This is a genomic window from Streptomyces sp. NPDC097640 (genome assembly GCF_040302705.1).
Taxonomy (GTDB): domain Bacteria; phylum Actinomycetota; class Actinomycetes; order Streptomycetales; family Streptomycetaceae; genus Streptomyces.
In genome coordinates this window covers 350,479-367,788 of sequence record NZ_JBEOSB010000003.1, presented here as the reverse complement: position 1 = coordinate 367,788, position 17,310 = coordinate 350,479, and the positions used below count along the sequence as shown (strand labels likewise).

Genomic DNA, 17,310 nt, shown 5'->3' with positions numbered 1-17,310 from the left:
GGTTGGTCAGCCGCAGGTGCTGTTGGAGCAGGCGGACTGGCAGGTCGCGGTGCAGCCGTCACCGGTGTCGTTCAGCAGTCCCGATACGACCGGGGCGTTGGCGAGGATTTCGATGTTGAGGTCGAAGTCCGAGGTGGCGTCGGTCGCGTAGCTCGTCCTGGTCTTGGGCATGGGGCTGGTCTGCTGTGCTGACATCTCATGGCCTCCTGTTGCGGTGGGATGTGCTCCTGCTGCCTGGGCCGCGGCGCCTTCGGCGCTACGGCCAGGTGATCGCGACCCGCGTGTGCCGCCGGTTGATGACGCGACCCGCGGGAAGTCGGCCGTCCGGTGTGTCCGCCGGATAGACCTCGATGTGCGCGTGGTGGCTGCGGTGCTCTTGGTCCCAGACCTGAATTTGCTCGACCATCCGGTCGGCCATCTCCTGGGCGCTGGAGCCGTGACCGATGACGCCGAGTTCAAACCGGTCGGGGTCCTCGGTGGGCCGCACTGTGCGGTAGGCGAAGCTGCCGCCCTCGACCAGCGTGGGAATGCCGAGCGGAGAGATCGAGGCGACCAGCCCGCAGGCGCGGGCGGCCGGCTTCGCGATGAGCAGCGGCAGGTTGTCGAAGACGGTCGTCAGCCACAGGTCGAGGTGTTCCTTCGACTCGTCGCCTGCCAGCGTCACCCCGGACCACACCTCTACGGGCGGCGTGCGCAAGACCGCGCGCAGGGCCTCGGTGTCGGGTTCCGGATGGCCGTCCAAGCGCAGACCGACCTCTTCCTCCTCGACGTCATGCAGCACGACCAGGCGGACACGGTGCTCACCAGCCCCCTGCATCGGTACGAACCCGCACAGCTCGAAGCCGTCGCTGACCAGCCGCTCCCCGTCGCGTACGAACGCCACTGTGCGGGTCATGCCACGCATCCGCAGCGGAATGACCAGTCGGCCACCGTCCACGAGCTGGTCGATCCAGGCTGGAGGGATGTCGGCGGCCTGGACCGTGACGATGATCCGGTCGTACGGGGCGTGCTCCGGTACTCCGTGCTCGCCGTCCCCGGTGACGATGCGGACCCGGTCGTCGTAGCCGGTCTCGGGCAGAAACTTCTCCGCGCGTGCCGTCACCTCAGGGTCGATGTCGGCGGTGACGACCAAGCCGTCCTTCCCGACGATCTCCGCGAGGTACGCGGCGTTGACGCCGCCGGAACCGATCTCCAGCACGCGCATCCCGGGGCCGATGTCGGCCTGCTCGATCTGCATGGCCTGGATGCGGGGCGCGGAGACGGAGCTGAGCTGGACGCCGTCGGAGTCCGTCTTGGTGATCACAGCGTGCTCCGCGAGATAGGCCGTGGCCAGGTCCTCCTCGGGGGTGGCGAGGTGACGTGGCAATTTCCGGAACGCGGCCACGGCATGGCTGCTCCGCAGGGCCCCCATTTCGATGAGCTGCCTGACCATCTCGTCACGCAACTGCTGTGCGCTCATGGGAGTTTTTCCTCCTTCGTTGGTCACGTTATTCACGGGCTTCCTCTTTCTGGACGGGTGGAGGCCGGGGGCCCGGGGCTTGCGGCATGCCCCATTGCTGGGCGCGCTGGCTGGGGAAGCGGTTGAGGGGTTCGGCCGTCGGCAGAAAGCAAGTCAGGGGGAGGGCGGAACCGTGGAGACCGCGAGCCCGATCACGAATCCGCAGGATGCGGAGATGAGAACGATGAGCAGCGGGTCTGCGTAGCGAGCAAGCCGACTCATGGTGCGGCTGTTCACGGCTTCCACCTGGCATATCCGGCCTGGATAGAGTTCCGGCGCACTGCCTTCATCGGCCCCACCGTCCGTTCGCCACACTGACCTTGGCACGCAGGGTTTCCATGGCCGTTGGCTTGCGCAGGGCATCCGGCGGTACGTCCCACTCCTTGCCGCCCTGAGGCGGTCGAAGCTGGAGGTACGGTCCTACGCTCCCCATGACCAGGCCGATGTCGCCCGTCCGCTCATCGACCATCGAGGTTCCTGGGGATAGTTGGCGTGTGTCGGTCACGTCCGGCACCTCCTTGTCATCGTGGCCAGCGGCGCTGCCGAGGGGTGCGGAGCGAAACCCTCGGGGAGAGAGAAGTGGGGCTCGCCGAGCGCGCGGAGGAGCTGCCGGTCTCCGGAGAAGCGGGTGCGGGCGTGCAGCCAGCGGTGGTTGTCGAGCAGATAGCCCTGCCCGGCCTGGAGGGTGATGCGGTGCTGGCTGTCGGTAATGGCGCTCCGGAGCCGGGGGAGGTATGGCTGGGCGATCGGGCTCCACCGGGCCAGGCCGTCCTGGCGTAGCCGTATGGAGATGCGTCCATCGGTGTGGGCGGTGATGACCTGGGTGGCGTGGCCGGCCCCGGATCCGAAGTAGGCGGTCCGTGGCTGGGCGAAGGCGACGGCTGCTTCGCGGCAGCTGCGCACGAGTCGGGCGTGGACATCGCGGCCGTCGGCGAGGAGGGCGTCGCCTCCCATCGGCGCGGGCCGCAGGCACACCAGGAGCATCAGGCGCGGTGGCCTGGGGACGCCAGATCGCTCGGTGTGCGCTTGCAGATCGCCGCTGCCGAGCCCGGCGAGGCCCGCGCGGTGGGCGTGGCTGCCGGTGTCGCGGATCAGCGTCAGGCCGTCCGGCGCGCTGTGCGGGTGCGGTGTGATGACCATCAGCTGTGAAGCCAAGGCCAGCATGTCCTGGCGACTGTGCAGCCCGTCGACGGTGACGAGGCCACTCTCGCGGAGCTGCGCGGCGATCAAGTCGCCGGCGCGCGGGGCACGGACGTTGACGTAGTGGCCCGAGAACAGGGCCACGGGGTCGGCTGCGGCGTGGCGCATCGCCGTACTCCTTTGATCGAGGTCGGTGTGGACAGGGTGGGCAGTCGCGTCGTGCGGGGTAAAGCGACTGATTGTCGACTCGGACAAATCGCCCAGCGCGGATGTGGGTCGAGCGGGGCGTGCTACGTTCCGAGAGCCCGGTCGCACACCGCAGGACGAGGATCGTCATGACGTACACGCCGCCGCTATGGCCCGTCTCCGTGAAAGGCGTCGCACTGGACGCCCAGGATCGCGTGGTCCTGCTGAAGAACGAGCGCGACGAGTGGGAGTTGCCCGGCGGTCGTCTGGAGATCGGCAGCCCGGACGGAGCCGCGCTGCCGGATGCCAGTCCCGAAGCCGCGCTGGAACGGGAGATCCAGGAGGAGACCGGCTGGGAGGTCAAGGCCGGCCCTCTTATCGACGGCGGTGTATGGATCTACCAGCCCATCCCCGGGCGGAGGGTGCTGATCGTCACCTACGGCTGCACCGTACTGACCCTCGACCGGACTCCGGTCGTCAGCCATGAGCACAAGCAGCTCGGCGTGTTCACCGCCGACGAGGTGCCCGGGCTGAACATGCCCGACGGCTACAAGCAGGCCATCGCAGCTTGGTACGGCCGCAGGGACGTGGAACTGGACGCTTAACGAGCGGATGTAGCCGACCGTGAGCGGGGGCGAGATCGCGCAGCGAGTGGAAACGAACCGGTTGCCCAGTCCGCGGCCTTCGGCCCGGCATGCCGAGTGGCACTGGGCGACCCCGCAGGCCCAGCTCATTCTCGGCACCGGAGACCTGTCGAGCATCCTGCGGTTCTACCGCCGGGTCCATGGCATGAACCAGACCGAGCTCGGCGCGCTCCTCGGCTACGACAAGACCTACATCTCCGCCCTCGAACTAGGGAAGCGCGCCCTCGACGACGTCAGCTCCCGCCGCCGGGTCTGCGACTGCTTGGAACTGCCGCCGCACGTCCTGGGGATCACCGATCCCGCTGACACGGATCACCGGGCGATGCTGCAGTTCGGCGAGTCCACCGTCCGGCTCGCCGAGATCGCCCGGCAGTCCGGCCACGCCTCTGAAGCCGTCTCCGAGCTGTGGCCGCTCGTCGCCCGGCTCGAAGCCCGCATCGAAGACGGCCACACCGAGCGCGATGTGCTGCACCTGCTCGCCCGAGCTCGCGTAGGCCTCGGCGTCGCCCTGGGCAATGTGCTTCCCGAGGAGCGACTGGCCACGGCCGCCCACTGGACTGCCAAAAGCCTCGATATCGCCGAGTACTTTCAGGATCGGGGCATGACCTCGTACGTGCTGCGCATGCATGGAAACGAGCTGCGCAAGGCGAACCTGAGGGGCGCGGCCGTCCAGCGGCTGTGCCGCGCCGTGGCTACAGCACCGGACGACAACGCCCGGGCCGCTGCCCTGCCACTGCTCGCCAGGGCAGCCGGCGCACTGGGCAACGGCGAACTATTCGACCGGGTGATGCGGGAGACCGACGATCTGCTCTTCCGCGTCGACCACACCAGCTTGTTCAACCCCTTCTCGCTCCACGAGATCCGGCTCCGTGGTCTTGTCTCGACCGGCCGAGCAGCTGTGGCCATGCGGCTGGTGGAGCACAGCCCGCTGCCCACGACGGTCGTGGCCCCACAGTGGCGCGTCATCGAGCTGATCACCGTCGCGCACGTCCAACTGCTCGCCGACGACCGCAGCGGCGCTGCCCAGTCGCTGGACATCGCGATCCAAGAGGCGGCCATGCAACGCCTGCCCCACCAACTCCAGCGCATCGTGCGCACGGCGGGGTCCCGCCTGCCCGCCCAGTACGCCGCCGCCTCCCAGTCCCTTGACCAGATACGCAACGAGATGGCTGCTTAGCCGACCTCCGCCATACCGTCGCCAGTTCTGCGGGGTGTCTTCCTGCCGTCTTACCGCCGTGGCCTACGGGGAGCAGGTGCCACCGGCACGGCACCGGCAAGAGATGCATGCGTCGGTTGGACAGAACGGTCCGAGGCAGGCCAGGCCTGGGCGGCCACGGACCGGGCGCTGGGGGCACGGAGTTCGCCGAGGCGACGGATGCGCCAGGTCAACACTTCGGCGGGGTGGCGTGCGTCGTCCAGCGGCCGCTGATGGATGGCTTGCTGGAGCACGATGGCCGAGTTGTGTCCGACGCTCTCGGCTTCTGCGAGGGCGGTGGCCAGAGCATCCCAGGCAGGGTCGTCCAGGATCTGCTGGGCATGGGAGGGCACGCCGTTTCTTCAGCCGCGCTGGCTACGAATCCCTCAAGGCTGCTCAGGCTGTCCATTGGGAGAAATTTCGGAGCCTGGCGATCCGTCCGCTCACGCACCGCTCACGCACCGCTCACGCAAACGGCCCCGGACGAGGAGTCCGGGGCCGAATAGAGCGCTTCCCTGTAGGAGAAACCCCAGGTCAGCGGCTTAATGCCTGGTGCCCCCGGCAGGATTCGAACCTGCGACACCCGCTTTAGGAGAGCGGTGCTCTATCCCCTGAGCTACGGAGGCGTACGGAGCGCGACGCTCTGCTCCCGCAGCGCGCACCGGCGCCAGTGTAGCGGTTGCGCCGTGGGGGCCGCAGGGCTGATGTGCAGGGGTGCTGGTTGGCCGCCGGTTGGCGGATTTCGAGTGGGAGGCAACCCGGTACCGGCGTCATGGCGTTCACCATGTGTGAAAGACACGGTTCGGACAGGGGCGCGATGGCGAGGACACGACAGTGACGGGCGCAACGCCCGGCTTCGAGGAGTTCGTCGCCGCGCGCGGACCTCGGTTGTTGCGGGTCGCCTGGCTGCTGACGGGGGACGCCCACCTGGCCGAGGATCTGTTGCAGACGGTGCTGGCCAAGGTGTGGCCGAAGTGGCGGCGGATCGCGGCGGAGAACCCGGAGGCGTACGTACGGAAGGCGCTGGTCAATACGCATGCCTCGTGGTGGCGGCGGCGCTGGCGCGGGGAGGTGCCGCACGACGAGGTGCCGGATACGCGGGCCGTGCCGGATCAGTTCGAGGGGGTGGATCTGGAGCAGTCCCTGGCGGCGGCGGTGCGCCGGCTGCCGGTGCGGCAGCGGGCGGTGGTGGTGCTGCGCTATTTCGAGGACCTGAGCGTGGAGGACACCGCCGGGGTGCTGGGGTGCTCCACCGGCACGGTCAAGAGCCAGGCGTCCAAGGCGCTGCGTACCTTGCAGGGTCTGCTGCCCGCCGCCGAGCTGGTGGAGGGCTGTGAGCGCCATGGGTGAGCCGGACGGGACGGGGCGCTTTCTGCCTGGTCAGGGCGGTGACGACCGCCGCGAGGCGGCGCTGCGGGCTCTGCTCGAGCGGGCCGTGCCCAGGCTGCCCGCCCCCGCCCAGCGCATGGGCCGGGTCCGGCAGCTGGTGGTACGGCGACGGCGGCGGCGGGTGGCCGGGGCGGTCGGGGCCGCCGGGGTGGCCGGGGGAGTGGTGGCCGGTGTCACGCTGGCCGTGCTGGGGCAGGGCCCGGTTGCCGGTCCTGGGGACAGCGGCGCTACGCATCAGGTGCCCGCCGCTTCGCCCACCGCCGTCGGCTCCGCGTTTCGCTATCCCGGCCTCGACGGGCTGACGGTCCGGCTGCCGGACGGCTGGAGCGGCCTGGTCGTGCGGGGTGCCGGGGATCTGGGTCCGGTGGGGCTGGCCGGGAATCGGCCGGAGGCCGTGGGCGAGGACCGGTGTACGGACCTCCGGCGTTACTGCCTGGTGCCTGGCGGGCTGCGGCGCGGCGAAGGGGTCATGGTCCTGCGGCCGGGGCGCACGGAGTCCCCGGCGAAGATCGGCCAGGGGGCGCGGCTGGAGGACACGCCGCCCGGCGACTCCTGCCGCCTCGGGGGTGGCACGCGAGAGCTGGTGGGCCGTCGTGCGGCCGGGGAGTCCCGGCCGCATGAGCTGATCACCGTGTCGGTCTGCCTCAACCGGCCGTCCGCCGACACGCTGGAGCAGGTCCGCTCCATATTCGGCTCCGCCGCCCTCACCGATCCGAGCGCTACCCCCTGAACCGCGCGATGGGGTTCTCCAGCGTCCCGATCAGCTGGAGCGTCCCGGCCGGGTCCTGGAGGTCCACCATCTGCTGGTTGTTCCGCAGCTGGAGCCGGTTCAGGCAGGACAGCGCGAATTCGGGGGCGAACATGTCGTACCGCTCGAACTTCTCCGCCAGCTCCGGCGCCGACGCCTGGTAGTCCGAGACGCACTCCGCCACCGTCCGCCAGAAGGTCTCCTCCTCCAGCAGGCCGTCGGTGACGAGGATGCCGCTGAGGAAGCGCAGGAAGCAGTCGAAGACGTCGGTGAAGACCGACAGCAGCTTCAGCTCCTCGGGGACCTCCACCCGGATCCGCGCGACGGCGGGCGGAAGGACCGCGTCCGGGTCCATGACGGCGATCTCCTCGGCGATGTCCTTGAAGATCGCCCGCCGCACCGCACCGTCCTCGATGACGAGGATGACGTTCTCGCCGTGCGGCATGAAGACCAGGTCGTACGCGTAGAAGCAGTGCAGCACCGGCCGCAGATACGCGTCCAGGTAGCGGCGCAGCCAGCGCGCGGGGGGCAGGCCCGACTCCTCGACGAGGGCGCTGACGACAGCGCCGCCCTCGGCGTCGGTGTGGAGGAGGGAGGCCATGGTGGCCAGCCGCTGGCCCGGTTCCAGGGTGGGGACGGGGCTCTCGCGCCACAGCGCGGCGAGCATCTTGCGGTACGGGGAGTACTTGTCGGTGGCCCGCTCGTACTGCCGGTGGTGGTAGCCGATGGCGGCCCGCTCGCGGATGATCGAGAAGTCGGCGGCGCGGAGGAGGTCGTCGCCCGCGATCAGGCCCGCCAGCCAGTCGTTGATGGCGGGGGTGGCCTCCATATAGGCGGCGGAGAGGCCCCGCATGAAGCCCATGTTGAGGACGGACAGGGCCGTTTTCACATAGTGCTTGGACGGGTTGTCGGTGTTGAAGAAGGTGCGGATCGACTGCTGCGCGAGGTACGCGTCGTCGCCGCTGCCCAGGCACACCAGGCGCTGCTGGGCGATCTCGGCGGCGAAGGTGACGGACAGCTTGTTCCACCACTGCCAGGGGTGGACGGGGATGAGGCGGTAGTCGGCGAGGTCGAGGCCGAGTCCGGTCAGGGTGCCGGCGAAGCGGGCCAGGGTGGCCTCGCCCAGCTCGCCGCCGATCAGCCCGTCGTAGTCGAGGTCGGAGGAGGAGGTGAAGGTGGCGTGGTCGCGGTGGGCGGCCAGCCAGATCAGCTGGACGGGGCTCGCGGTCTCGGGGGCGTACGAGAGGTATTCGTGCACCCCGAAGCCCAGCCGCCCGTTGTTCGCGACGAAGCAGGGGTGGCCCTCGGTCATGCCGGTCTCGACCGTCTGGAAGTCGGACTTGGCGAGCTCGGCGGCGCCGAGCGGCTCGCCGCCGAGCTTGTACGCGGCGCCGGCGAGGGTGGAGCTGATCTCCTCCAGATAGACCGGCAGGATCGCGTCGCCGAGCCCGAGCCGCCCGCGCAGCTCCAGGAAGAAGTCGAGCGCGTCGAGGGGGAGTTCGGAGCCGTCACGGGTGTCGTGGCGGGTGATGCCGTCCGCGTCGACCAGCCAGTGGTCCAGGGCGAGCTGGCGGGCCGCGAAGCGGTAGGCCACCGAGCCGTCGTCGCTGGTCACGGCGTAATGGCCGGAGGTATTGGGCAGGGGCTCGGGGGTCAGCAGGCGCTCGTGGGCGAACTCGGCGAGCGCCTTGCGGATGAGGAGGCGGCCCGCCCGCTCCCAGAGGGCCGGGGTGAGGTGGGCGACGGCGTCTCGGGGGCTCATCGGGGCATTCCTTCGGCAGACAGACGGGTTGCGGTCGCGGCTTGGAATCGGGCTCGGGTGCAGAAGCTGAGGTACGCGTCCTTCTCCGGCTTGGCCACCGTGCCCGCGACCTCGAAGCCGACGGCCGCGTTGAGCTTGTGCACCGCCGTGTTGCGGACGTCCGGCTCGACCACGACGCGCCGGGTCGCCGGGTCGGCGAACAGGAACTCCATGACGGTGGTGATCACCGCGCGGGTGAACCCGTGCACCGGGGCATCGGCCGGCGCGCACAGGAAGTGCATCCCGACGTCGCCCTCCTGGGCGGGGTAGAGGCCCGCCAGCTCCACGCGCGCCGGGTCGTAGCGCTCGACCAGGAAGGCGGGGCGGCCCTCGTGGAGGCCGATGAAGGCGTCGTGGTGCGGATGCTCCGCGATCTTCCCGTACTCGAAGGCGACCTGCGCCACATCGGCGTCCTGCATCAGCCAGAAGGACGCCTTGGGGTGGGTGACCCAGTGGTGCAGCAGCTCGGCGTCGGCCGCCGGGTCCAGGGGGTGTACGGAGAAGCGGCCGAGCCGGGCGTCGGCGCGGGTGAAGAGGGCCGCGCTCATCGCAGCGCCCCCTCGGGGGCCGCGAACTCCTGGAAGGCGATGGACTTCTCGACGGGATAGTGCTCGCGGCCCAGCAGCTCGCGGATGATGCACGAGTTGCGGTAGGCGGCCATCCCGAGGTCCGGGGTGACGAAGCCGTGGGTGTGCAGCTCGGCGTTCTGTACGTAGATCTCCCGCCCGGCCGTGTCGACACTGTAGCCGCGGGCGACCGCGAACCGCCCGGCCTCGTCCCAGGCGATGCGGTCCCGTACGGGTGCCAGGAACTCCGGCACCTGGTGGCGGTAGCCGGTGGCCAGGATCAGCCCCTGGGTGGTGAGGGTGAAGTCCTGGCCCTGCTCCTCCTGGCGCAGCCCGAGGGTGTACGAGCCGCCGGCCGGGTCGTACGAGGCCTCCCGCAGCGCGGTGTTGGTCAGCAGCCGGGTCGGGCAGGGGCCGCGGCGGTGCTTGATGTAGAGCAGATCGAAGATGTCGTTGATGAGATCGGAGTTGATCCCCTTGTAGAGGTTCTTCTGCGCGGAGTTCAGCCGGTCGCGGGTGTGCGCGGGCAGCCCGTAGAAGTAGTCCACGTACTCCGGGGAGGTCATCTCCAGCGTGAGCTTGGTGTATTCGAGGGGGAAGAAGCGGGGCGAGCGGGTGATCCAGTCGAGCCGGTAGCCGTGTGCGTCGATGTCCTGGAGCAGGTCGTGGTAGATCTCGGCGGCGCTCTGGCCGCTGCCCACGACGGTGATGCTCTCCTTCGCCTGGAGGGCTTCCTTGTGCTCCAGATAGCGGGAGTTGTGGATCAGATCGCCGCCCAGGCCGCGGCAGGCCTCGGGGACGTACGGCGGGGTGCCGGTGCCCAGCACCAGCCGCCCGGCCCGCCAGGTGTGCCGCTCGCCGGTGGCCGTCTCGGTGGAGTGGACGACGTACCGGCCCTCGGCCTCGTCGTACTCGACGGACGTGACCTCCTGGCCGAAGCGGACCGAGCCGAGCCGGGCGGCCACCCAGCGGCAGTAGTCGTTGAACTCCTCCCGCAGCGGATAGAAGCTCTCGCGGATGTAGAAGGAGTACAGGCGGCCGTTCTCCTTCAGATAGTTGAGGAAGGAGTACGGGGAGGTGGGGTCGGCGAGGGTGACCAGGTCGGACAGGAACGGCGTCTGGAGCGTGCTGCCTTCGAGGAACATCCCCGAGTGCCAGTCGAAGTCCGGCTTGCGCTCCAGGAACAGCCCGTTCAGCTCGTCGATCGGGTCGGTGAGCGCGGCCAGACCGAGATTGAAGGGGCCCAGGCCGATGGCGATGAAGTCATGGGAAGAGGCGGTGGACACGTGGGTCTCCGGCGGGGTGGAAGGCGGTCAGCTGGCTCGGGCCCGGGTGAACTCCGGTTCGGCGACCGGGGAGGAGAGGTATTGCTCCGCGTGGGCGGCGATCAGGTCGAGGACGTGGGCGATGTCGCCGAGCGAGGTCTCCGGGTTGAGCAGCGTGAACTTCAGGTGGTGCGCCCCGTCCACGACCGTCCCGGCCACGACCGCCTCGCCGGAGGCGGCCAGCGCCTCGCGCGCGTGCAGATTCGCCAGGTCCAGCAGTCCAGGGGGCGGCGGCGCGGTGGACGGCCCCCCTGTGTAGCGGAAGACCAGCGTGCTCAGCTGCGGCCGGGTGACCACCTCGTACCGCGGATCGGCGTCCAGCAGCCGCCAGGCCTCGGACGCCCGGTCCACCACCTCGTCGAACAGCTCCCCGACGGCGTCCGCGCCCATGACGCGCAGCGTCAGCCACAGCTTGAGCGCGTCGAAGCGCCGCGTGGTCTGGAGCGACTTGTCCACCTGGTTGGGGATGAGCCGCTCGGCGCTGCGGGCCGGGTTGAGGTAGTCGGCGTGGTACGTGGCGTGGCTGAGCGTCGTACGGTCGCGCACCAGGACGGCGCTGGAGCTGACCGGCTGGAAGAAGGACTTGTGGTAGTCGACGGTGACCGAGTCGGCGCACTCGATGCCGTCCAGGAGATGGCGGCGGCGCGGGGAGACCAGCAGGCCGCAGCCGTACGCCGCGTCGACGTGCAGCCAGGCCCCGGCCCGCGCGCACAGGTCGGCGATCTCGGGCAGCGGGTCGATGGAGCCGAAGTCGGTGGTTCCGGCGGTGGCCACGACCGCCATGACGACCAGGCCCTCGCGGCGGCAGCGGTCCAGCTCGTGGGCGAGCGCGACGGTGCGCATCCGCCGCTCCTGGTCGCAGGGGACGGGGATGACCGCCTCGTAGCCGAGCCCGAGGACGGCGGCGGCCTTGGCGATGGAGAAGTGGCTCGCCTGGGAGGCGAGGATGCGCAGCCGGGGCAGGATCCGGGGCTTGGTGAGCGGCGCGCCGGCCGCCGCCGTCTCCTTCTCCACCAGCTTGCAGGCCTCGTCGCGGGCGAGCAGCATCGCGTGCAGATTGGACTGCGTTCCGCCGCTGGTGAAGATGCCGTCCGCGGCCTCGCCGAGCCCGAGGCGCGCTGCCGTCCAGTCGATCAGGCGCCGTTCGATCAGGGTGCCGCCGGCGCTCTGGTCCCAGGTGTCCAGCGAGGAGTTGACGGCGGAGAGGACCGCCTCGCCGAGCAGCGCGGGGATGACCACGGGGCAGTTGAGGTGGGCGAGGTAGCGGGGGTGGTGGAAGTAGACGGCGTCCTTGAGATAGACGCGTTCGAGTTCGTCGAGGGCGGCGGCCGGGTCGCCCAGCGGCCGGTCCAGATCGATACCGGAGATCTCGGGGGCGAGTTCGGCGGGGGTGACGCCCGTGAACGGGCGTGTGGTGCGGGCGACGGTGGAGGCCACCAGGCCGACGCCGTCGGACACCGAGCGCCGGTAGCGCTCGGCCGTACGGTCGTTGAAGAGGTGGGCCCTGCCATCCGCCGCCCCGGGTATCGGCTCTGACGACGGGTCCTCAGCGGGGTGCGCGAGGAGACTCACGGTCTGTCCCTTCTGGATGCGGGCATGCGGGCATGCGGGCATGCGGGCCTGGGTGTGCCCTGGACTGCCCTGGACGGGGTGCGGGGTGCGGGGTGTGGGGTGCGCGGTGCGGGGTGTGGTCCGGCCGTGGTGTGTGGCGGGGGTGTGGTCAGTCGTCGTCCGACGCGGGGCCGGTGCCGGACACGGCCTCCTCGACGAGCTGGTCGTCGGTGGCGCCCAGCCGCCAGTAGCCGGTGAAGGTGACCGCCTTGCGGTCGAAGCCGCGCTCGCGCACGAGGTGGCGGCGCAGCGCGCGGACCGTACCGGCCTCGCCCGCGATCCAGGCGTACGGCGTGCCCTCGGGCAGCGCCGCGGAGCCTACGCCGTCCAGGACGAGGGCCGGGCGCGGTTCGGCGGGGTCGGCGCCGTCGCGGATCAGCCAGACGATCTCGGCGTCCGCCTCGGTGGACAGCTCCTGGAGGTCCTCCGCGTGCTGCACCTCGATCCAGACCTTGGCCCGGGTGCCGGCGGGCAGCCAGTCGAGGATCCCGGCGACGGCGGGCAGCGCGGTCTCGTCGGCGGCGATGAGTACCCAGTCGGTGCCGGGCGGCGGGCGGAAGTCGATGCCGCCGTTGTCGGGGACGACCGGGCCGAGGACCATGGCCCGGTCCCCGGGCCGGGCGTTCGCGGCCCAGCGGGAGGCCGGGCCGCCCGCCGCGGTGGAGCGGTTCGTGTCGGTGGCGTCCGCGCCGTGCAGGGCGAAGTCCACGTCGAGCTCGTCGGGTTCGCGCCGCTGCTCGCGCACGGTGTACGAGCGCATGACGGCCCGTTGGGCGGGGTCCATGGCCCGCCAGACCGGGAACCACTCCAGGCCCGCCTCGACCGGCACGAGCGGGGCGTCCTGGTGGGGGTGCGGCAGGAACAGCTTGAAGCGCTGGTCGCGGCCGCCGGATGCGAGGTCCTTCAGAGCGTCGCCGCCGAACGTGATCCGCACCATGGACGGGCCGAGGACCCGGGTCCTGACGACCGTCACGTCGAAGAAGCGGAAGGGGGCGGCGGCGGGGGCGGGGGCTGTGGTGGTGGCTGCGGTGGTCATGGAAGCGGACTCTTCCCTTCGCTTGCCGTGGGTCAGCTGACCGCCGGGGTCAGCTGACCTTCTTCGCGTCCTGGATGGCCTTGGTGAGGGACTCGATGAGCGGCGCGGCGCCCGCGTACGAGAAACGCGGCTCGCTGCTCCACGCGGTGATCTGGCCGGCCTTGACCGCGGGGAGCTTGGACCAGGTCGGCTTGGCGGTCAGGTCCTTGGGCTGGAGGGTGGCGGTGCGGTTGTCGAGGAAGAGCAGGTCGGCGTCGTACTTGTCGGCGTTCTCCCAGCTCAGGCTCTCGAAGTAGCCGCCCTTGTCCGTCTTCTGCGGGACGACGAAGTCGACGCCGAGCTCGCGGAAGTAGATCAGGTCCGCGTTGACCGCCGGGTTGGAGACGTAGAAGAGCTCGGCGCTGCCGGAGCAGGCCATGACCTTGATCTTCTTCGACTTGACGGTCTTGCGCAGCGTCTCGGCGGCGGCCTCGAACCGGGCCTTGGCGTCGGTGACCTTCTTGGCCTTGAGGTCGGCGCCGAGGGAGGCGGCGAGTTCGGCGTAGCGCTTGATGGGCTCGACCATGGAGACCCGGCCGGTGGTGAGGGCGGCGCTGGGGGCCAGGGCGAGGATCTTGTCCTTGGCCTCGTCCGGTACGTAGAACAGGGCGCCGGGGTCGAACATGTTGGTGATCAGCAGCTGAGGGTTGAGCGAGGCGTACTTCTCGACGTTGAACTGGCCCCAGGTGTTGCCGAGGGACGTCACCTTGTCCACGTCGAGGTCGCCGGCCTGGACGTCCGGCTTGCCGTTCTTCAGCTTGGTCGGGCCGAAGACGCCGACGATCTGGTCGTCGATGCCGAAGTCGTACAGCGCGGCCGCCGAGCCGATGTACGCGACGATGCGCTCGGGGCGGCCGTCGAGGCTGATCGCCTTCTTGCGGTCGTCGGTGAACGACCAGGAGCCGCCGCCGCTTTTGTCCCCGCTCTTGCCTTCGACGCCGGAGGATTCCGAACCGTTTTTGCCCCCGCACGCGGTGACCAGGGCGCCGAGTCCGGCGAGGCCGCCGGCGGCGAGCAGGCCGCGGCGGGAGAGGGGGAGGGCATGGGGGCGGGGCATGGGATGCCTTCTCTCGATGCGTACGGGGGCAGCCACGGACAACGCCCGAGGTCTTAGTTAGGTTAGCCTAACCAACCTCGATGTCCAGTGGGCGGGGTCACTCCGCGGCCGTACGCATCAAGTCGCTGGTCAGAGGTCGAGGACGAGGCGGCCGCCCCGGCAGCGCGACACGCAGATCATCATCGTCTCGCCCGACTCCCTTTCCTCGTCGGTGAGTACGGAGTCCCGGTGGTCCACCTCGCCCTCGACCACATCGGTCTCACACGTCCCGCATGTCCCCTCCTCACACGAGTACAGAACCGGAACCCCCGCCGCCTCGACCGTCCGCAGCACGCTGCGCTCCGGCGGCACGGTCAGGGTCAGCCCGGAGCGGGCCAGGACCAACTCGAAGGAGGCGGTGGCTGGTTGTGAGGGAGCGTCCGTGCGGGGGTGGAAGCGCTCGGTGTGGAGCGAGCCGGAGGGCCAGGCGCGGCAGCGCTCCTCGGCCGCCCGCAGCAGCGGCTCGGGGCCGCAGCAGTAGACGAGGGTGGCCTCCGGTCGGGGCGAGGCGGGCGGGGCGAGGTGGGACGCGAGGTCGAGCAGCCCCGACTCGTCCTGCGGTACGAGCCGCACCTTCGACCCGTAGCGGTCCGCGAGTTGGCCGGCGAAGGCCATCGAGGCGCGGGTCCGCCCTCCGTACAGCAGCGTCCAGTCGGCCCCCGCCGCCTCGGCCGCGGCGGCCATCGGGATCAGCGGTGTGATCCCGATGCCGCCCGCGACGAAGAGGTAGCGGGCGGCGGGGCGCAGCGGGAAGTGGTTGCGCGGGCCGCGTACCCGGACGCTCGCGCCCTCGGTGAGTGCGTCGTGGACGTACGCGGAACCGCCGCGTCCGTCGGGGGCGCGGTGGACCGCGAGCTGCCAGCGGGCGCGGTCGGCGGGGTCGCCGCACAGCGAGTACTGGCGGGTCAGGGACTCGCCGAGGAGGAGGTCGATATGCGCTCCGGGCTGCCAGGCGGGCAACTCGCGGCCGGTGGGGTGGCCGAGGGTGAGGGTGACGACATCCGACGCGGCGTCGGCTCGGCCGGTGACGACGAGGGTGTCGGTGAACTCGCCCTCGGGGCCCGCCGCCGCCCCCGAAGGAGCGGTGGTGGCTTGGAGGGTGTCGGGGCCGGGGGTCACGGGGTGCGGCCTTCCTGTAGTGGGTCGGGGGCGTCGGCGGGGCGGATGTGGCCCGAGGGGTGGGCCAGCATCCACGCCCACAGCTCCACCGGGTCCTCCGCCGAGCGCTCGGCGCCGCAGTGGCAGACGCCGTGCAGGAGGTCGGTGCCCGGCAGCCAGTCGATCCGGTAGACCTCGGCGGTGGGCGGTCCGCTCATCCCCCGGTCACCGCGTCGGCATTGATGGCGGTGCCGGCGGTGCCGGCGGCGCCGGCCGGTGCGGGACGTTCGCCCGTGCCCTCGGCGGCGAGGCGGGCGAGGATGCGGCGCGCGGCGAGGCCGCCGGTGTCGATGTTGATGCTGAGCTCCTGGTAGCCCTCGGGCTCGGTGTCCAGGCTCTTCTGGAGCAGGTTCAGCGCGTCCACGTCCTGCATGACCACGGTGCGGTTGAAGTCGTGGAGGAAGGTGGTGACGCTCTCGTCGTCCTGGGCGAAGTCCCGCGAGACGGCCCAGAAGTCGTACACCGTGTCCTCCGTCGAGGGCGTGATCGCGTAGGTGATCTCGACATGGAAGGCGTCGGGATCGGTGCCGTCCGGCCGGGGCGGCACGCCGACCGGGGCGATGCGGCTGTGCAGCAGATACAGGCAGGGGGCGTGGTATTCGATGTCCTGCCAGCGGGTGATGCGGCCCTCGATGCCGGTGGAGCGGGCGTAGAAGGGCGGGCACTCGGCGTCGTCCATGTGCCGGCTCACCCGCACCACGCCCGCGCCCTCGTCGACCGTGGTGGTGATGGGGGTCTCGGCGACCTCGGGGGTGCCGATGTAGCCGCCGTGCAGATACGTCTCATGGGACAGGTCCATCAGGTTGTCCACCAGCAGCCCGTAGTCCGCGCCGATGGGCTCCATGCCGCCGACGGTGGTCCAGCGCGGGTCGGCCAGCCACGGCGCGCGCGGGATCGCGGCGGGGTCGGCGAGGGCCGGGTCGCCGATCCACACCCACACCAGGGAGTCCTGCTCGACGACCGGGTACGAGGGGACCCGGGCGGTGCGCGGGACGCGCTTCTGGCCGGGCACGAAGACGCAGGTGCCGGTGGTGTCGTAGGTGAAGCCGTGGTAGCCGCAGACGACGCGGTCGCCGTCGAGCCGGCCGGCCGTCAGAGGGTAGCGGCGGTGGACACAACGGTCGTGGAGTCCGACGACCGTGCCGTCGGACTCGCTGCGGTAGAAGGCGATGGGCTCGCCCAGGATGGTGCGGCCGAGGAGTTCGCGGCCGATCTCGCGTCCGTAGGCGGCGACGTACCACTGGTTGCGTGCGAAGGGGGTCATGCCCTCAGCCTGGTGACGCACGTCACGCACGGGCAACGGCCCTTCCACTGGGTGGAAGGGCCGTTGGGGGCTTGGCGTTCCGGGGGCTTGGGGGTGACGTGACGTGACGTCAGCCGAACTGCCAGAAGACCGTGTTGTCCACCGTCACCAGGACGATCAGCAGGACGATGTCGGCGAAGCCGAGGGCGAGGCCGAGCAGGGCCCGGCCGCGGCGCTGGGTCTGCCGGGCGATCGCCAGTGTGGCCAGGACGATCGCGCACGGTCCGAAGACGGCGTTGAAGAGCAGCAGTCCGATCAGGCCGAGGACGAACGAGGCCACGGCCATGCCGTCGGCGTCCCGCCGCCGCGCGGCCGAGTCGTCGCGGGCGCCGGCAGGGCTGGGGCTGGGGGCGGTCAGGGCCATGGGTCAGCTCTCCTTGTGCCCGGTGCGTTCGCGGATGAAGAAGACCAGCAGCCAGGTGGCGATGGCGGCGGAGGCGGTGAGGAAGACCGGGAGCGGGGTGTGAGCCGCCGCTCCCAGAAGGATCCCCATCAGGGCGAGAGCCGCGACGATGAAGAGCATGGGTGCCTCTCTCGGGAGTCGGATCCGGGTCCGGGGTGCGGGTGGCGTGCGG

18 protein-coding genes and 1 tRNA gene are annotated in these 17,310 nt (G+C 70.6%); 4 read left to right on the top strand and 15 right to left on the bottom strand.

All coding sequences use genetic code 11. The annotated features are described in order from the left end of the window. Positions 1-6 precede the first annotated feature (6 nt). The 3 genes from ABTY62_RS06120 to ABTY62_RS06105 all read right to left on the bottom strand — a co-directional run bounded on the left by ABTY62_RS06120 (position 7) and on the right by ABTY62_RS06105 (position 2,806). Positions 7-195 (bottom strand): FxLD family lanthipeptide, encoded by a 189-nt coding sequence (locus ABTY62_RS06120; protein WP_352128181.1) that lies wholly within the window; start codon positions 193-195, stop codon positions 7-9. 61 nt (positions 196-256) lie between these two features. Next, complete coding sequence (fxlM, locus tag ABTY62_RS06115) at positions 257-1,459, bottom strand: methyltransferase, FxLD system (protein ID WP_352128180.1); 1,203 nt, start codon at positions 1,457-1,459, stop codon at positions 257-259. Positions 1,460-1,999: 540 nt separating this feature from the next. Next, positions 2,000-2,806 carry a TauD/TfdA family dioxygenase gene (locus ABTY62_RS06105; protein WP_352128178.1) on the bottom strand — a complete coding sequence of 269 codons (807 nt, stop codon included), beginning with the start codon at positions 2,804-2,806 and terminating at the stop codon, positions 2,000-2,002. 167 nt (positions 2,807-2,973) lie between these two features. On the opposite strand from ABTY62_RS06105, the gene ABTY62_RS06100 reads away from it, so the two are divergent. After that, a complete protein-coding gene (locus tag ABTY62_RS06100) occupies positions 2,974-3,429 on the top strand; it encodes an NUDIX hydrolase (RefSeq protein ID WP_352128177.1) in 456 nt (151 codons plus the stop codon). A gap of 61 nt (positions 3,430-3,490) precedes the next feature. Next, entirely contained in the window at positions 3,491-4,645 is a 1,155-nt protein-coding gene (locus tag ABTY62_RS06095) for a helix-turn-helix domain-containing protein (RefSeq protein WP_352128176.1), read from the top strand. Between the two features lie 568 nt (positions 4,646-5,213). Here ABTY62_RS06095 and ABTY62_RS06085 read toward each other — a convergent pair. Beyond that, positions 5,214-5,289: transfer RNA gene (locus ABTY62_RS06085), tRNA-Arg, on the bottom strand. Between the two features lie 208 nt (positions 5,290-5,497). Here ABTY62_RS06085 and ABTY62_RS06080 point away from each other — a divergent pair. Next, positions 5,498-6,013 carry a SigE family RNA polymerase sigma factor gene (locus ABTY62_RS06080; RefSeq protein WP_352128175.1) on the top strand — a complete coding sequence of 172 codons (516 nt, stop codon included), beginning with the start codon at positions 5,498-5,500 and terminating at the stop codon, positions 6,011-6,013. After that, on the top strand, positions 5,997-6,782 hold the full coding sequence (locus ABTY62_RS06075) for a hypothetical protein (protein ID WP_502997407.1): 786 nt from the start codon (positions 5,997-5,999) through the stop codon (positions 6,780-6,782). Before ABTY62_RS06080 ends, ABTY62_RS06075 begins: the two co-directional genes overlap by 17 nt. Here ABTY62_RS06075 and ABTY62_RS06070 read toward each other — a convergent pair. From ABTY62_RS06070 to ABTY62_RS06020, 11 genes are all read right to left on the bottom strand, one after another. Then, entirely contained in the window at positions 6,772-8,562 is a 1,791-nt protein-coding gene (locus tag ABTY62_RS06070; RefSeq protein WP_352128174.1) for an IucA/IucC family protein, read from the bottom strand. The two genes, ABTY62_RS06075 and ABTY62_RS06070, sit on opposite strands and share 11 nt — an antisense overlap. After that, positions 8,559-9,149 carry a GNAT family N-acetyltransferase gene (locus ABTY62_RS06065; RefSeq protein WP_352128173.1) on the bottom strand — a complete coding sequence of 197 codons (591 nt, stop codon included), beginning with the start codon at positions 9,147-9,149 and terminating at the stop codon, positions 8,559-8,561. The genes ABTY62_RS06070 and ABTY62_RS06065 overlap by 4 nt, the downstream gene beginning before the upstream one ends. Continuing rightward, positions 9,146-10,453 (bottom strand): lysine N(6)-hydroxylase/L-ornithine N(5)-oxygenase family protein, encoded by a 1,308-nt coding sequence (locus tag ABTY62_RS06060; protein ID WP_352128172.1) that lies wholly within the window; start codon positions 10,451-10,453, stop codon positions 9,146-9,148. Before ABTY62_RS06060 ends, ABTY62_RS06065 begins: the two co-directional genes overlap by 4 nt. A gap of 27 nt (positions 10,454-10,480) precedes the next feature. Continuing rightward, positions 10,481-12,064 (bottom strand): pyridoxal phosphate-dependent decarboxylase family protein, encoded by a 1,584-nt coding sequence (locus ABTY62_RS06055; protein ID WP_352128171.1) that lies wholly within the window; start codon positions 12,062-12,064, stop codon positions 10,481-10,483. 148 nt (positions 12,065-12,212) lie between these two features. Then, positions 12,213-13,139, bottom strand: coding sequence for a siderophore-interacting protein (locus tag ABTY62_RS06050; RefSeq protein ID WP_352128170.1), 927 nt, complete (start codon positions 13,137-13,139; stop codon positions 12,213-12,215). Positions 13,140-13,188: 49 nt separating this feature from the next. Continuing rightward, positions 13,189-14,235 (bottom strand): ABC transporter substrate-binding protein, encoded by a 1,047-nt coding sequence (locus ABTY62_RS06045; protein ID WP_352128169.1) that lies wholly within the window; start codon positions 14,233-14,235, stop codon positions 13,189-13,191. A 129-nt stretch (positions 14,236-14,364) separates the two neighbouring features. After that, the gene (locus tag ABTY62_RS06040; protein WP_352128168.1) at positions 14,365-15,393 is read right to left on the bottom strand and encodes a PDR/VanB family oxidoreductase; all 1,029 of its coding nucleotides are present in this window, start codon (positions 15,391-15,393) and stop codon (positions 14,365-14,367) included. Next, the gene (locus ABTY62_RS06035) at positions 15,390-15,590 is read right to left on the bottom strand and encodes a hypothetical protein (protein WP_352128167.1); all 201 of its coding nucleotides are present in this window, start codon (positions 15,588-15,590) and stop codon (positions 15,390-15,392) included. The genes ABTY62_RS06040 and ABTY62_RS06035 overlap by 4 nt, the downstream gene beginning before the upstream one ends. After that, entirely contained in the window at positions 15,587-16,696 is a 1,110-nt protein-coding gene (locus tag ABTY62_RS06030) for a Rieske 2Fe-2S domain-containing protein (RefSeq protein ID WP_352128166.1), read from the bottom strand. The genes ABTY62_RS06035 and ABTY62_RS06030 overlap by 4 nt, the downstream gene beginning before the upstream one ends. Positions 16,697-16,805: 109 nt before the next feature. Next, positions 16,806-17,099, bottom strand: coding sequence for a DUF4190 domain-containing protein (locus tag ABTY62_RS06025; protein WP_352128165.1), 294 nt, complete (start codon positions 17,097-17,099; stop codon positions 16,806-16,808). A gap of 3 nt (positions 17,100-17,102) precedes the next feature. Beyond that, entirely contained in the window at positions 17,103-17,258 is a 156-nt protein-coding gene (locus ABTY62_RS06020) for a hypothetical protein (protein WP_311726461.1), read from the bottom strand. Positions 17,259-17,310 lie beyond the last annotated feature (52 nt).